The organism is Streptomyces sp. NPDC107654 (genome assembly GCF_055639035.1).
Window position 1 is genome coordinate 132,317 of the sequence record NZ_JBVKBI010000016.1, and the last position, 16,400, is coordinate 148,716.

The window sequence follows — 16,400 nt, forward strand, 5'->3', positions numbered from 1 at the left end:
TCTCCAAATCTCCGTCGGGAACGGGCTGGGCGGGATGAGCGGGCGAGGCGAAGGGGGCGACAGAGCCGGTCCGGACGGTTCGCGCAGTGCTGGCCGTCCTCAGACTAGGGCGCGGTGTGCCGGGCCTCCCATCCCTCGGTCTGGTAGTCGGCCGGTGGCTCGGTCAGGGCGTGTGCAGTCCGAAGAACGCGCGGTAGGAGTCGATCTGTCCGGTGAGCATGTGGCGTCCGTGGTGCACGGGGAGTCCGTGTGCGGCGGCCTCGCGCAGCAGCCGGGTCTCGCGGGGTTTCATGATGATGTCGGCGACGACGGCGCCCGCCGGCAGCGCGTGCGGCGCGAAGGGCAGCGGGTCGTCGGGGCGCAGGCCGAGCGGGGTGGCGTTGACGGCGATGTCGGTGTCGGCCAGGGGCGGTTCGCCGGCGGTCCGGACGCGGCCGGGCCAGTGGGCGGCCAGCCGGTCGACGAGGGTGGTCAGCCGGGGGGTGTCGGGGTCGGTGATGGTCAGCCGGTCCGCTCCGGCGGCGAGCAGGGCCGCCGCGATGGCGCTGCCGGCCCCGCCCGCGCCGACGAGCGCCACGCGGGCTCCCTTCGGCTGGTGCCCGGCCTGGGTCAGACCGGCCACGAAGCCGGAACCGTCGAAGTTCTCGGCGAGCCAGGTGCCGTCGGGTTCGCGGCGCAGCGCGTTGGCGCTGCCGGTGATCTCGACGGTGGGACCGCGCCGGTCGGCGAGCAGGGCGGCGGCCGTCTTGTGCGGGACGGTGACGAACAGGCCGTCGAGGTTGCCGACGCGCTGGAGTCCGCGGACGACCGGTTCCAGGTCGGCGGGGCGGACGTGCACGGGGACGAGTACGGCGTCGATGCCGAGGCGGGCGAAGAGCGGGTTGAGCAGGCCGGGTGACTGGACCTGGCCGACCGGGTCGCCGAGGACGGCGTAGAGCCGGGTGGTTCCGCTGACCAGGGTCTGCTCGGGGGCGTCGGCGGGGGCCGGCCGCGGGGTGTCGGTCATCGTGGTGCCTCCGTGCTGCGCGCCGCCCCGGTCGCGTACGACTCGGCGACGGCGAAGGCGAGTTCCATGGACTGTTCGGCGTTGAGGCGGGGGTCGCAGGCGGTGCGGTAGCGGGCGGGCAGGTCGGCCTCGGTCAGGCCGCGGGCGCCGCCGGTGCACTCCGTGACGTCCTCCCCGGTCGCCTCCAGGTGCAGGCCGCCGGGGTGCGTGCCGAGCGCCCGGTGCACCTCCAGGAAGCCGGTGATCTCGTCGAGGATGTGGTCGTAGCGCCGCGTCTTGTAACCGGACGCGGTGGTGCGGGAGTTGCCGTGCATGGGGTCGCAGCTCCAGATCACCTGGCGGCCGGAGGCGGTGACCTTCTCCACGATCGGGGGGAGCACCTCGCGTACCCGGTCGTGGCCCATCCGGCTGATCAGGGTGACCCGGCCCGGCTCGCCGTGCGGGTCGAGGCGCCGTACGTAGTCGAGCGCCTGTTCCGGGGTGGTGCCGGGGCCGATCTTCACACCGACGGGGTTGGCGAGCAGTTCGGCGAAGGCGATGTGCGCGCCGTCGGGGTGCCGGGTGCGCTCCCCGATCCACAGGAAGTGGGCGAGTCCGCTGGACAGCCGGGGCTCGGGGCCGTCGGGGTCGACCCACAGCAGGGTGCGTTCGTAGTCGAGGAGCAGGGCCTCGTGGCTGGTCCAGATCTCGCCGAGCCGGGGTGCGGGGGCGCCGATGCCGGTGATGAAGCGCAGCCCGCGGCCGATCTCCGCGGCGCGTGCCCGGTACCGGCGGCCTCCGGGAGCGGTGTCGGCGAACCGGCGGTTCTCCTCGTGCAGGGCGTGTACGTCGGCGAGGTCGCCGTGGGCGAGCCGGCGGACGACGGTCATCGCCTCCCGGGCGTGGTGGTGGGCGCGTGCCATGCGTTCGGGGTCGGGGGTGCGGGCGGCGTGGCCGGGTTCGGCGGAGTTGACGAGGTCGCCCCGGTACACGGGCAGTCCGTGCGCGTCGAGGGTCGCGGAGCGGGGTTTGGCGTACTGTCCCGCGGCGCGCGCCACCGTGACCACGGGCAGGCCGGATGCGTGGGTGAGGACCAGCGCCATCCGCCGGAGCAGGCCGAGGTTGGCCCGCAGGTGGGGTTCTGTGCTCTCGGCGAAGGTCTCGGCGCAGTCGCCGGACTGCAGCAGGAGGGCCTCGCCGCGGGCGACGGCGCCTAGCCGGTCGAGCAGCCGCCGGGTCTCGGCGGGTGTGACGAGGGGCTCGCCGGCGGTCAGCCGGCGGACCACGGCCCGGGCCCGGTCGGGGTCGGGCCAGCCGGGCTGCTGTGCGGCGGGCCTGGCCAGGGCCGCTTCGAGCCGGTCGGCGAGGGTGCGCTCGACCGCCCGCCGCCGGGTCCGCCCGGGGGTGCCGGGCGGCCACCGTGGTGAGTACGTCATGTCACCGCCGCCTCCGTTCCCGCGGTGCCGGCCGGGGCGCCGGTGACGAGCCGGTCGAGGGGGGCGCGTTCCATCCGGGTCAGGGCGTCGGCGACCGCCGGCTCGGGCACGTCGGTGACGAGGTCCGCGCCGGACGGGCCGTCCAGGACGAAGGTGAGGCCCGAGCGCGCCTTCTTGTCCCGGCGCATCAGCGTGATCAGCGTGCCGGGGTCGGTGTCGTCGGGCAGTGCGGTGGGCAGGCCGTAGGAGGCGACGTGCGTGCGGTGTTCGCTCACCCGGTCGGGGCTGATCCGGCCGAGGAGGCCGGCGAGGAGGCCCGCGAAGACGGTGCCGATGGCGACGCCCTCGCCGTGCCGCAGGGCGAAGCCGGTGGCGGCCTCCAGGGCGTGGCCGAGGGTGTGGCCGTAGTTGAGCAGGTGCCTGCGGCCGGTGTCGCGTTCGTCGGCGGAGACGATGCCGGCCTTGAGGGTGACACCGGCCGCGATCTGTTCGGCGAGCGGCAGTCCGTGCAGGCCGGGGGCGCCGATGAACTGGCAGCGGGCGATCTCCCCGAGTCCGTTGCGCAGTTCGCGGGGCGGCAGGGTGGTCAGGTAGTCGGTGTCGCACAGCACGGCGGCGGGCTGCCAGTAGGCGCCCACGAGGTTCTTGCCTTCGGGCAGGTTGACGGCGGTCTTGCCGCCGACGCTGGCGTCGACCTGGGCGAGGAGGGTGGTCGGCAGGTGGACGACGGGGACACCGCGGTGGTAGAGCGCGGCGGCGAGGCCGACGACGTCGGTGGTGGTGCCGCCGCCGACGGAGACGACGGCGTCGGAGCGGGTCAGTCCGAACCGTACGAAGGCGGCGCACAGGGACTCCACCGTGGCGAGGTTCTTGTCCGGTTCGCCGTCCCGGGCGGGCAGCAGCAGCGTCTCCGCGCCGGTGTCGGGCACCCATTCGACGGGGCGGGCCGAGACCACGGCGACGCGCCGGGCGCCGAGTCTGTCGATGATCCCGGGCAGGGCGGAACGCACTCCGGGGCCGATGAGCACATCGTAGGACCGGTCGCCGAAGCGCACCGGGACTTGTCTGGTCACTTCCGTCTCACCTTGTTCGGTAGTGCGCGGACTGTTCGGTGGTGCGGGAGTCGGTCGGTCGCCCGGAGCCCGGCCGGCGGCGGCACACCGGCGGCCGGGTCTCCGTGGCGGACGGGCCCCGGAGGGCTCGGGCCCTCGGGAAGGGCGTTACTGGCCGGCGGTCACCCGGCGGATGCGGGACTCGGCGCGCTCCTTGCGGTCCTGCTCGTCCAGGTGCGGGTAGGACGGGCAGCCGTAGACCCGCTGGAACGGCTCGAAGGTGTCCCACTCGGGGCGCCGGCGCATCTCCTGGGCGACCGCGTTGTGCTCGCTCCAGAAGTCGCCGCCGATCAGCCGGATCAGGTAGCGCTCCAGCGTGTCGCGGTCGGTGGTGCGACCGGCGTCGGCGGCGACCGCGACGAGTTCCCCGTCGTAGAAGGCGTGGATGAGCCGGATGTAGGTGTCGTAGCCGGTCTTGAAGAAGTTCTCGTACTCCGCGATCAGCCGGTCGGCGTCCTGCGGGTCCTTCAGGGCCCGGCTGAGCGTCTGGGCGGCGCGGACCGCGGTGGCGGAGGCGACGAGGACGCCGCCGGAGAACATGGGGTCGCCGAAGCAGCCGGCGTCGCCGACCATGACCCAGCCGGGGCCGGTGACGGTGTCGGTGTGGTAGCAGTAGTCGGTCTCGACCTTCAGGTCCATGACGGGGCGGGTGCCGGTCAGCCGGGTGGTGATCCGGGGCACCCGGGCGAGGTGCTCCTCGAAGACCTCCTCCGGGGTGGAGGCGCGGAAGACGTCGCGGGGCATGACGGTGCCGACGCTGATGACGTCCTTGGACAGCGGGATGGCCCACACCCAGCCGTCGGCGTGCGCGCCCACCTGGATGTCGCCCTCGACGCCGGGGTTGTGCTTCTCGTCCAGGCCGTCGTAGTGCCGGAACACCGCGACCATGCGGAGCTTCTCCAGCGTCTTGCGCAGCCCGAACTTGTGGGCGATGCGCCCGGCACGCCCGCTGGCGTCGACGACGTACTGCGCGCGGACCTCGTGCTCCTCGCCGTCCTTGGTGTAGCGGACGCCGACCATGCGGTCGCCCTCCATCAACAGCTCGCCGACGGCGGCGCCGTAGTGGACGTCGGCTCCGGCCTTGCCGGCCTCCTCTACCAGCATGCGGTCGAACCTGGCGCGCTGGACCTGGAAGGCCCGGTCGTAGCGGCCCTCGCCCTGCTTCCCGAAGTCGGCGCGGAAGACGCCGGAGAAGAACTTCGTCTCGGTCGGGTCGATGAACTCGCCGCCGAACTTGGGGACGTAGCCCCCGCTCTCCACCGCTTCCCGGATGCCGATCCGGTCGAACAGGCCCATCATGTACGGCAGCAGGGACTCGCCGATGTGGAAGCGCGGGTTCTCCTCGCGCTCCAGGAGCATCACGGAGTGCCCCTCCTTGGCCAGTGTGTAGGCGCTCACCGCGCCTGCGGGTCCGCCGCCGATGATGACGACGTCGGCCGAGTTCTTGCTCATGGGATGTCCTTCCGGTCGGTTGCTGGTGACGTTGGTCGGGGTGGTCCGCCGCCCGGTCACGCGAGGTCGGCGGGGTCGAGGTCGCCGGTGAGGAGGGCGGTGACGAGTCGGTGGTGTTCGGCGTCGTCCACGACGGTGCGGACGCGTTCACGGCCGTCCCGGACGACGAGGAAACGGCGGCCCTTGAGCACGGCCTGGCCGTCGGCGAAGGTCCTGCCGCACAGGGTGCCCTGGCCGTCGTCCGGGGCGGCGGTGGCGTGGTGGGCGCGGGCCCGGTCCTCCAGTTCCTTCCAGTCGTGCCACCGGCGGGCCTGGAGCCGGAAGGTGTAGACGGTGCCCCACCGGGTGACGCGCCCGCGCCGCTGCACGGCGACGGTGCCGTCCTCCTTGCCCACGAGCCGGTACTGGCAGCCGTACTGGGTCTGCACCTCGTCGCCGACGCGCAGCGGTTCCAGGTACGACGGTCCGGGGTAGCCGACGTCGACGAGCCACTCCTCGCCGTCGAGGACGGCCCGGAGGAACATGTGCTCGATCTCGGTGCCGAAGTTCTCCCGGCCCTCGGCGGTGCTCGCGGCCAGCAGGGACACCTCGTAGCCCAGTGCGGACAGGAGCCGGAAGAAGAGCCGGTTGAGCTGGAAGCAGGTGCCGCCCAGACCCTCCGAGACCACGGTGCGGAACGCCTCGTCCTCGTCCACGTCCACGAGGTTCACGCCGTCGGCGAAGCCCTGCCCGGCGACGTTGTACGGCAGGCTCGTCAGGTGCTGTTTGTGCAGGGTGCGCAGGGTGGCCAGGTCCGGCCTCGGCGCTCCCTGCGTCCAGCCGATGCGGCGGAGATAGGCATCCACGTCGAACATGCGGTCATCTGCTCCCTTCGGGGTCGGTGGGGTGGTGGACGCCTCAGACGGACAGGGCGACGGGCCCGGCCGTGTCCTCGCCGTACAGGCGCTCGGTCAGGTGGGCGACGATCCTCGCCGGGGTCGGATGGTCGAAGACGAGGCCCGCGCCGAGCTTGGTGCCGGTCAGCTCGCCGAGCCGGTTGCGCAGTTCGAGCGCGGTCAGCGAGTCGAAACCGATCTCGAACAGGCCCTGGCCGGCGTCGACCCGGTGGGTGTCGGCGTAGCCGAGGACGACGCCGATCTGGGAGCGCACCAGCTCCAGCAGGGCCTCGGCCCGCTCCCCCGCCGGCAGCCCGGCGAGGCGCTCGGCGAGCCGGCGCCGCTCGTCCCCGGTGACGGCGGCCCGCGCCGACTGCCGGCCGGCGCGGACGAGTCCGCGCAGCAGCGGCGGCACGGCGGCCCCGGCGGTGGCGTCGGCGCGCAGGCCCCGCAGGTCCAGCTTGGCCGGCACGAGCAGGGTGTGGTCGCTGCCCAGCGCCGCGTCGAACAGCTCCATGCCCTCCTCGGGTGTGAGGGCGAGGACGCCGCCGCGGCGGCTGAGCCGGCCGCGGACGCGTTCGTCGGCGCCGGCCGCCATGCCGGTGGTCTGCTCCCACAGGCCCCAGGCGAGCGACCGCGCCGGGAACCCGGCCGCCCGGCGGAGGGCCATCAGCGCGTCCATGCAGGCGTTGGCGGCGGCGTAACCGCCGGTGCCGGCGCCGAGGAAGACCGCGGAGACCGAGGAGTAGGCGAGGAACGCGTCCAGGTCCGGGGCGAGTTCGCGGGTCAGCTCGTCCAGGTGCCGGGTGGCCGTCACCTTGGGCGCGAACACCCGCGCCAGCCGGTCGGGTTCGATCTCGCCGACGACGCCCGCGTCGTACAGGCCGGCCGCGTGGACGACGGCGGTGAGGCGGGGCTTCCCGGGCGCGGCGAGCCCGGTGAGCAGTGCCGCGACCGCGTCCCGGTCGGTCGTGTCGCACGCGGGCACCGCGACCGACTCGGCGCCCAGCGCCTCCAGCTCCGCCACCAGCTCCCGTGCTCCCTCGGCCTCCGGGCCGCGCCGGCCGGCCAGGACGAGGTGCCGGATGCCGTGCCGGGTCACCAGGTGCCGGGCGAGCAGCCCGGCCAGGGAACCGGTGCCGCCGGTGATCAGGACCGTGCCGTCCGGGTCCAGCGCCGGTTCCGCGGGGCCGGCCGGGGTCCTCCGCGCGAGCCGCGGCACGTACAGCGCCCCGTCGCGGAGCGCCAGCTGCGGTTCACCGGTGGCGAGCACCGCGCCCAGCAACTCGCCGGTGTTCTCGGCGCCTTCGGCGTCGGTGTCGGTGCCGGTGTCGAGGAGGACGATCTGGTCGGGGTTCTCGGCCTGTGCGGCGCGGATCAGTCCCCAGACGGCCGCGCCGCCGGGGTCGGTGACCGTCTCGTCACCGCCCGCGGGCACCGCGCCCCGGGTGAGCACCACCAGCCGGGTGTCCTCCAGGCCGCCGCCGGCGAGCCAGGTCTGGACGACCTCCAGGACGCGCTCGGTCACGGCGAGCGGGGTGTCGTCCCGTCCTGTGGTCACGGCCTCCACGGCGACGGCGCGGGGCAGCCCGGCGCCGTCCTGGGCGTCCTCGGCGAGGGTCGCCACCTCCTCCGCGGTGGACAGCCGCAGCCAGGACGGGGCCTCGGTGCCCTGGGGCCGGGGCAGCGGGACCCAGTCGACGCCGAACAGCATGTCGCCGCCGCCGCTGGTACGCAGCTGTTCGGGGGTGACCGGCCGGAACACCAGGGAGTCCGCGCTGAGGACCGGGCTGCCGGTCTCGTCGGCGGCCTCCAGGGACAGCGCGTCCGGCGCGGGCCGGGCGACCCGGAGCCGCAGGGCCGTGGCGCCGGCGGCGTGCAGGGTGAGCCCGTTCCAGGCGAAGGGCAGCATCGTGCGGTGTTCGCCGCTGCTCAGGAACGCCTTGGTGTGCAGGGCTGCGTCGAGCAGGGCGGGATGGAGGCCGAACTCCGCTGCGGCGGCGCGCTGCTGTTCGGGCAGGGCGATCTCGGCGAAGAGTTCCTCGCCGCGCCGCCACACCGCGCGCAGGCCGCGGAAGACGGGGCCGTAGCGGTAGTCGTGGTCGCGCAGTCCGGCGTAGAAGTCCTCCGGGGTCACCTCGACGCGTTCGGCGCCAGGCGGCGGCCAGGTGGTGAGGTCGGGGTGGGCGGCGGCGCGGGTGCGGGGGGCCGGGGTGAGGACGCCGGTGGCGTGCCGGGTCCAGCCGCCGGTGCCGGCCGGGCCGTCGGGCGTGGAGTGGAGGGTGACGGTGCGGGCGCCGTGGTCGTCGGGTCCGCCGACGCTGACCTGGACGCGTACGCCGCCCTGCGCGGGCAGGACGAGCGGTGCCTCGATGACGAGTTCGTCCAGGGTGGCGCAGCCGGCCTCGTCGCCGGCGCGGACGGCGAGCTCCACCAGTGCGGTGCCGGGCAGCAGCACGACGTCGCCCACGGCGTGGTCGGCGAGCCAGGGGTGGCTGTGCAGGGACAGCCGGGAGGTGCACAGCACCCCGCCGGTGTCGGGCACCTCGACGACCGCGCCGATGAGCGGGTGGCCGGCGCCGGCCAGGCCCAGCGAGGCGGCGTCCGCTGCGGCGGCCGGGGCGGGCAGCCAGTAGTGCTGGTGGTCGAAGGCGTACGTCGGCAGGTCCACGCGTGCGGCGGTGCCCTCGCGCAGGAGTGCCGTCCAGTCCACGGGGACGCCCTTGACGAACAGGTCCGCCAGGGAGGCCAGCAGCCGCCGGGGGCCGCCGTCGTCGCGGCGCAGGGTGCCGGTGACCAGCACGTCGGCGCCGTCGGCGGTCTCGCTGATCGCCGGAGCCAGTACCGGGTGGGCGCCGACCTCCACGAACACGGTGTGCCCGGTCTCCAGCAGGTCGGCGACGGCGGCGCCGAAGCGGACCGGCCGGCGTATGTTCCGGTACCAGTAGTCGGCGTCGAGTACACCGGCCCCGGTGACGCGCTCGCCGGTGACGGTGGAGTGGAAGGGGATGACGGGAGCCTGGCCGCGGACGTCGGCGAACGCCTTGGCGAGGGGTTCGCGCACCGCATCCACGTGCGGGGTGTGGGAGGCGAAGTCGACCGCGATCCGCCGGGTCCGGACGCCCTGCGCCGTCAGTGCCGCGAGGACCTCGTCCAGGGCGTCGGCGTCGCCGGACACCACGACGGAGGAGGGGCTGTTGACCGCCGAGAGGTGGACGCGGCCCGCCCAGGGTTCGACGGCGGCGGCCGCCTCCGCCTCGGACAGGGACACGGCGATCATGCCGCCGTGCCCGGACAGCCGCTCGGCGATCACCTGGCCGCGCAGCGCCACCAGCCGGGCGGCCTCCTCCAGCGGCAGTGCTCCGGAGACGCAGGCCGCGGCGATCTCGCCCTGCGAGTGACCCACGACCGCGTCCGGGACGACGCCGGCCGCGGCCCACACGGCCGCGAGGCCGACCATCACGGCGAAGCCCGCCGACTGCCCGACGTCGGCGCGCCGCAGCAGTTCGGCCGGTGTCCGGCCGCGCAGTACGTCCTCCAGTTCCCAGTCCACCCAGGGTTCCAGCGCTCGGGCGCACTCGGCGATCCGCTCGGCGAACACCGGTGAGCTGTCGAGGAGTTCGGCGCCCATGCCGGCCCACTGGGCGCCCTGGCCGGGGAAGACGAAGGCGACCTTGCCGGCGGCGGCCGGGGCGGGGCCGCCGGTCACGACGGCGGGGCTGTGCTCGCCGCGGGCCAGCGCGCCCAGCCCGGCCAGTGCCTCCTCACGGGTCCCGGCGACGACCACGGCCCGCTCGGGCAGGACGGCCCGCCGGGTCACCAGGGCCGCCGCGACCTCGGCGGGCATCGCGTCGGTGGTGTCGAGGAACGCGGCGAGCCGGGCGGCCTGCCCGGCGAGCGCCGTGGTGCCCCGGGCCGACACCACGAGGGGTACGAGCCCGGCCGGGGCCGCCTGCGGCGCGCTCGCGTTCTCCTCGACGTCGTCGGCCTCCTCCAGGATGACGTGCGCGTTGGTGCCGCTGAGCCCGAACGAGGACACCGCGGCCCGGCGCGGTCGCCCCGGGTCGGCCCACACGCGGGCCTCGGTGAGCAGCCGCACCGCACCGGCCGACCAGTCGACCTGGGAGGAGGGCGCGTCGACGTGCAGGGTGGCGGGCATCTCGTGGTGCCGCAGCGCCTGTACGGCCTTGATCACGCCGGCCACCCCGGCGGCGGCCTGGGCGTGTCCGATGTTCGACTTCAGCGAGCCGAGCCACAACGGCCGCTCGGGGTCGCGGTCCCTGCCGTACGTCGCGAGCAGGGCCTGGGCCTCGATGGGGTCGCCGAGGACGGTGCCGGTGCCGTGGCCCTCGACGAGGTCCACGTCCGCCGGGGCCAGCCCGGCCGCGGCGAGCGCCTTGCGGATGACCCGCTGCTGGGAGGGCCCGTTGGGGGCGGTGAGGCCGTTGGAGGCGCCGTCCTGGTTGACGGCGGAGCCGCGGATCACGGCGAGCACCGGGTGCCCCTTGCGCCGGGCCTCGGAGAGGCGTTCCAGGACGACGACGCCCGCGCCCTCGGCCCAGCCGGTGCCGTCGGCGGCGTCGGCGTACGACTTGCACCGCCCGTCCGGGGCCAGCGCCCGCTGCCGGGAGAACTCCATGAACATGCCCGGACCGGCCATCACCGTGGAGCCACCGGCGAGGGCCAGGGAGCACTCGCCGCCCCGCAGCGCCTGCGCGGCCAGGTGCAGGGCGACCAGCGAGGAGGAGCAGGCGGTGTCGACGGTCACCGCCGGGCCCTCGAAGCCGAAGACGTACGACACCCGGCCGGAGGCCACGCTGGCCCCGGCGCCGGTCAGCGCGAACCCGCCGACCTCTTCCGGTACTTCGCCGCCGGAGTAGTAGTCGACGCCCATGATGCCGCTGAACACGCCGACGTCGCTGCCCTTGAGCGCGGTCGGGTCGATACCGGCCCGCTCCAGCGCCTCCCAGGAGGTCTCCAGCAGCAGCCGCTGCTGCGGGTCCATGGCGACCGCCTCACGCGGCGAGATCCCGAAGAACAGCGGGTCGAACAGCGGCGCCTCGTGCAGGAAGCCGCCCTGCCCGACGTACGACGTCCCGGCGTGCTCGGGGTCGGCGTCGTAGACCGCGTCGAGGTCCCAGCCGCGGTCGGCGGGGAACCCGCTGACACCGTCGCGTCCTTCCCGCACCAGCCGCCACAGTTCCTCCGGGCTGCCGACTCCGCCGGGCAGCCGGCAGGCCATGCCCACCACGGCGATCGGCTCGTCCGGGTCGTGCCGCACGGGCACCGGCGCGGCGGCGGCCGGGGTGACGCCCTGGAACTCCTCGTGCAGGTGCCGGGCCAGGGCGAGGGGGGTCGGGTAGTCGAAGACGGCGGTGGCGGGCAGGTTGAGGCCGGTGGCCTCGCGGAGCCGGTTGCGCAGTTCGACGGAGGTGAGCGAGTCGAAACCGGCGTCCTTGAACGCCGTCTCGGCCCTGACCCGCTCGGGTCCGGCGTGCCCGAGGACGTTCGCGACGTGGGTGCGGACGAGGTCGAGGAGCAGTGCCTCCCGCTCGGCGGGGGCCAGCCCGGCCAGCCGCCCGGCCAGTCCGTCCCGGCCCTCGCGTCCGGTCCCGCGCGCGGCACGCCGTCCCGCGCGGACGAGCCCGCGCAGCAGCGGCGGCACGGTGGTCCCGCCGGTGGCGTCGGCCCGCAGCGCGCGCAGGTCCAGTCTGACCGGCACGAGCAGGGTGTGCCCGCTGCCCAGCGCCGCGTCGAACAGCTCCATGCCCTCCTCGGCGCCGAGGGCCAGCACGCCACCCCGGCGGCTCATGCGGCTGCGGGACAGCTCGTCCAGGCCGGCGCCCATGCCGGTGGTCTGCTCCCACAGGCCCCAGGCGAGCGACTGCGCCGGAAATCCGGCCGCCCGGCGGCGCGCCGTCAACGCGTCCATGCAGGCGTTGGCGGCGCCGTAACTGCCGGTCCCCGCACCGAGGAAGACACCGGAGACCGACGAGTAGGTGACGAACACGTCCAGGTCCGGGACGAGTTCCCGGGTCAGCGCGTCCAGGTGCTCCACGGCCGTCACCTTCGGCGCGAACACCCGTTCCAGCCGTGCGGGGTCGATCTCCGCGACCACGCCCGCGTCGAACACACCGGCCGCGTGGACGACGGCGGCCAGCCGGGGCTTCCCGGGCCCGGTCAGCCCGGCCAGCAGGGCCGCCACCGCGTCCCGGTCGGTCACGTCACAGGCTGGCACGGCGACCGACTCGGCGCCCAGCGCCCTCAGCTCCGCCACCAGCTCCCGCGCCCCCTCGGCCTCCGGGCCGCGCCGGCTGACGAGGACGAGGTGCCGGATGCCGTGCCGGGTCACCAGGTGCCGGGCGAGCAGCCCGGCCAGGGAACCGGTGCCGCCGGTGATCAGGACCGTACCGTCCGGGTCGAGCGCCGGCCCGGCCGAGCCGGCCCCGGCGGCCCGGACGAGACGCGGCACGTACAACGCGCGCGAACGGACCGCAACTTGCGGTTCACCGGTCGCCAGTACCGCGTCGAGGTCCACCTCGTCCGTCTCGGTGTCGACGAGGACGATCCGGTCGGGGTTCTCCGCCTGTGCGGCCCGCACGAGCCCCCACACGGCCGCCCCGCCGGGATCGGTGACCGCCTCCTCGCCCCCGGCCGGCACCGCACCCCGGGTCACCACGACCAGCCGGCCGTCCTCGGCGGCCTGGTCGTCCGCGAGCCACGCCTGCAGGGTCTCCAGCACCCGGCCCACCAGCGCCACCGGGGTCTCCCCGGCCGCACGGGCGTCGACCACCGACGCCACACCGGCTCCTGCACCGGTGCCCGACACGGGGGGCAGCTCGCTCCACTCCACCCGGTACAGCGCGTCGGTGCCGGGCGCGCCGGCCGCCGCTTCGAGCTGCTCGCCTGAGACGGCCCGCGAGACCAGCGAGTCCAGCGTCAGCACCAGGTCGCCGGTGTCGTCCACGGCTTCCAGCGACAGCGTGTCCGGGTCGGGCCGCAGCAGCCGTACCCGGACCGACGCGGCACCGGAGGCGTGCAGCGTGAGCCCGTTCCAGGCGAACGGCAGCCGCACCACCGCCTCCCGCTCCGCCACGGAAGCGTCAAAGACCTCGGCCGCCGCGTCCAGGATGCTCGCGTGCAGCGCGGCGTCGAGCAGTGCCGGGTGCATGCCGAACCCGGCGGCGGCGTCCCGCTGTTCCTGCGGTACGACGACCTCGGCGAACAGCTCGTCGTCGCGCCGCCAGACCTTCCGCACGCACCGGAACGCCGGGCCGTAGCCGTATCCCGCGCGCGTCAGCTTCTCGTAGCCGTCGGAGATGTCGACCTGCCGGGCGCCGGGCGGGGGCCAGGCGGTGAAGTCGAACGTGCCGTCCGTCGCGGGGGCGGTCGTGGTGAGTCTGCCGGAGGCGTGCCGGGTCCAGGCGTCCGGCCCGCTCTCCGCCCCGGCCTCCTGACGGGTGGAGTACACCTCCACACTGCGGCCACCGGTCTCGTCCGGCCCGCCGACCGCGACCAGGACGCGCACGGCACCCTGCTCGGGCACGACCAGTGGAGCCTCGATCACCAGCTCCTCCAGCACTCCGCAGCCCACCTCGTCACCGGCCCGTACGGCCAGCTCCACCAGCCCGGTACCGGGCACGAGCACCACTCCTCCGATGGCGTGGTCGGCCAGCCAGGAGTGCGTGCGCAGGGACAGCCGGGAGGTGAGGACCAGCCCGTCCGACTGCGGCAAGGGCACCACCGCGCCCAGCAGCGGGTGATCCGCCGGCCCCTGCCCCAGGGCGGCGGCGTCCATGAGGGGGCTGGGTGCCGGGAGCCAGTAGTGCTGGTGGTCGAAGGCGTACGTCGGCAGGTCCACGTGCGCCTGGGCGGCGCCCTCGGGGAGCGTGGCCCCCCAGTTCACCTTGGTCCCGTGTACGAAGAGACGGGCCACGGCCGAGAGGAGGGTCTGCGCCTCACCGCGCTCGTCGCGCAGTGCCGGCACGCTCACGGCGTCCTCCGCCGCCGACTCCGCGATGGCACCGGTCAGGGCGCCGCCGGGGCCGAGTTCCAGGAACACCGATCCGCCCGTGGCGCCGATGCCGTCCGCGAAACGGACGGGACGGCGGACGTGGTCCACCCAGTACGCCGGATCGCTCAACTGCCCCGGCTCGGCGAGCCGGCCCGTCACGTTCGACACCACCGGCATCGTCGGCTCGTTCCAGGACAACCCCGACAAGGCCGCGGCGAAGTCCGACAGCATCGGCTCCATCAGCGCCGAGTGGAAGGCGTGCGAGACGGTCAGCCGCTTCACCCGACGGCCCTGCTCGCGCAGCTTCTCCGCCACTGCCAGGACAGCCGTCTCGTCACCGGACAGCACGACCGAGCCGGGCGCGTTCACCGCCGCCAAGTCCACCCCGTCACCGAGGTGTTCGGCGACCTCCGCCTCGGTCGCGGCGACCGCCACCATCGCACCGCCCGACGGAAGGGCCTGCATCAGCCGACCCCGCGCCGCCACCAGAGCCGCCGCATCCTCCAGCGACAGCACACCGGCCACATGCGCCGCGACGACCTCACCGATCGAATGCCCTGCCACCACGTCCGGCCGTACGCCCCACGACTCCACCAGCCGGAACAACGCCGACTCCACCGCGAACAACCCGGCCTGCGTGAACACCGTCCGGTCCAGCGCACCGTCACCCGCGGCACCGAAGACCACGTCCCTGACCGACTGTTCCAGACGCAGCTGTGCGTCCAATGCAGCACAGGCGTCATCCAAGGCCTGCGCGAAGACGGGGTACATGGCGTACAACTCCCGCCCCATGCCGACCCGTTGCGATCCCTGTCCGGGGAAGACGAACACCGTCTTCCCGTCGGCCCCCGTGCCCACGACCGCCGAAGGTGCCGTCTCCCCCTCGGACAGTGCCCGCAGCCCGGTCACCGCCTCCTCACGCGACTCGGCGAGCACCACGGCCCGTTCGGCATGGACCGCCCGTCGCGACACCAGCGCTCCGGCGACGACGGCCAGCGGGGCGCCGGTGCCGGTCCCGGTGAGGAAGTCCGCGAGTCGTCCCGCCTGGGTGGCCAGGGAGGCGGTGTTCCGTGCCGACACGACGACCGGTACGGGGCCGTCGGTGGGGGCCACCGGCTGGGCAGGGGGTTCCTCCGGTGCCTGCTCCAGGATCACGTGGGCGTTGGTGCCGCTGACGCCGAAGCCCGAGACGCCGGCGCGGCGCGGCCGGTCCGCGTCCGGCCACTCGCGGGCCTGCGTGAGGAGCCGTACGGCGCCCGCTTCCCAGTCGACGCGGGGGGACGGTTCGTCCACGTGGAGGGTGGCCGGGAGGACGCCGTGCCGCATGGCCTGGATCATCTTGATGACGCCGGCGACACCCGCGGCGGCCTGGGTGTGGCCGATGTTGGACTTCAACGAACCGAGCCACAGCGGACGTTCGCGGTCCTGGCCGTAGGTGGCGAGGAGGGCCTGGGCCTCGATCGGGTCGCCGAGGGTCGTTCCGGTGCCGTGGCCCTCCACCGCGTCGACGTCCGCCGGCGTCAGCCCGGCCGCCGCCAACGCCTTGCGGATCACGCGCTGTTGTGAGGGACCGTTGGGGGCGGTGAGGCCGTTGGAGGCGCCGTCCTGGTTGACCGCTGTGCCGCGCACGACGGCGAGCACCCGATGGCCCTTGCGCTGCGCCTCCGACAGCCGTTCCAGTACGACGACTCCGGCGCCCTCCGCCCAGCCGGTGCCGTCGGCGGTGGACGAGTAGGCCTTGCAGCGGCCGTCGGCGGCGAGGCCCCGCTGCCGGGAGAAGTCGATGAACAGACCGGGTGTGGCCATGACGGTGGCGCCGCCCGCCAGGGCCATGGAGCACTCGCCGCGGCGCAGCGCCTGCGCGGCGAGGTGGATGGCGACCAGGGAGGACGAGCACGCGGTGTCGAGGGTGACGGCGGGGCCCTCGAACCCGAACACGTAGGAGATGCGGCCGGAGGCCACGCTGGACGCCGCGCCGGTGCCGGTGAAGCCCTCCAGTTCGGGCGGGACGCTCCCTCCGGCGAAGTAGTCGACGCCCATGATGCCGTTGAAGACACCGACGTCCGTGCCCTTCAACGACAGGGGATCGATGCCGGCCCGCTCCAGTGCCTCCCAGGACGTTTCGAGGAGGAGCCGCTGCTGCGGGTCCATCGCCAGCGCCTCGCGCGGGGAGATCCCGAAGAACTCCGCGTCGAACCGCCCGGCGCCCCGCAGGAACCCGCCCTGGTCGACGTAGGAGGTGCCGGTCTTCTCGGGGTCGGCGTCCAGCAGCGTGTCGAGGTCCCAGCCGCGGTCGTCCGGGAAGCCCGACACTCCGTCGCGGCCCTCGGCGACCAGCTCCCAGAGCTGTTCGGGTGTGTCGGCGCCGCCGGGGAGCCGGCAGGCCATGCCGACGATCGCGATCGGTTCGCGCGAGGCGGACAGCAGCTGCTGGTTCCGCTTCTTCAGCGTGCCGACCTCTTCGAGCGACTTGCGCAGCGCCTCGACAAGCTTCTCGTAGGAAGCACTCACTTTCCCTGCCCCAAT

The 16,400-nt window shown here is 74.5% G+C and carries 5 protein-coding genes and 1 pseudogene; all 6 read right to left on the minus strand.

Features of this window, described 5'->3' with window-relative positions:
- Window positions 1-163 precede the first annotated feature (163 nt).
- Complete coding sequence (locus ACZ7N4_RS26575) at window positions 164-1,006, minus strand: shikimate dehydrogenase family protein (RefSeq protein ID WP_471362254.1); 843 nt, start codon at window positions 1,004-1,006, stop codon at window positions 164-166.
- Window positions 1,003-2,421, minus strand: coding sequence for a 3-deoxy-7-phosphoheptulonate synthase (locus ACZ7N4_RS26580; protein ID WP_471362257.1), 1,419 nt, complete (start codon window positions 2,419-2,421; stop codon window positions 1,003-1,005). Before ACZ7N4_RS26580 ends, ACZ7N4_RS26575 begins: the two co-directional genes overlap by 4 nt.
- On the minus strand, window positions 2,418-3,494 hold the full coding sequence (locus ACZ7N4_RS26585; RefSeq protein ID WP_471362260.1) for a 3-dehydroquinate synthase family protein: 1,077 nt from the start codon (window positions 3,492-3,494) through the stop codon (window positions 2,418-2,420). The genes ACZ7N4_RS26580 and ACZ7N4_RS26585 overlap by 4 nt, the downstream gene beginning before the upstream one ends.
- 147 nt (window positions 3,495-3,641) lie before the next feature.
- Window positions 3,642-4,985, minus strand: a complete 1,344-nt coding sequence (locus ACZ7N4_RS26590; RefSeq protein WP_471362263.1) for an NAD(P)/FAD-dependent oxidoreductase — start codon at window positions 4,983-4,985, stop codon at window positions 3,642-3,644.
- 56 nt (window positions 4,986-5,041) lie between these two features.
- The gene (locus ACZ7N4_RS26595; protein WP_471362266.1) at window positions 5,042-5,839 is read right to left on the minus strand and encodes an arylamine N-acetyltransferase family protein; all 798 of its coding nucleotides are present in this window, start codon (window positions 5,837-5,839) and stop codon (window positions 5,042-5,044) included.
- A 43-nt stretch (window positions 5,840-5,882) separates the two neighbouring features.
- Window positions 5,883-16,370 (minus strand): annotated as a pseudogene (locus ACZ7N4_RS26600) (type I polyketide synthase); the annotation flags it as partial.
- Between the last annotated feature and the right edge of the window lie 30 nt (window positions 16,371-16,400).

Bases quoted from the DNA above. Each gene is read 5' to 3' on its own strand.
- ACZ7N4_RS26575 (WP_471362254.1), bottom strand. From the start codon at position 1,006: ATGACCGACACCCCGCGGCCGGCCCCCGCCGACGCCCCCGAGCAGACC.
- ACZ7N4_RS26580 (WP_471362257.1), bottom strand. From the start codon at position 2,421: ATGACGTACTCACCACGGTGGCCGCCCGGCACCCCCGGGCGGACCCGG.
- ACZ7N4_RS26590 (WP_471362263.1), bottom strand. From the start codon at position 4,985: ATGAGCAAGAACTCGGCCGACGTCGTCATCATCGGCGGCGGACCCGCA.
- ACZ7N4_RS26595 (WP_471362266.1), bottom strand. From the start codon at position 5,839: ATGTTCGACGTGGATGCCTATCTCCGCCGCATCGGCTGGACGCAGGGA.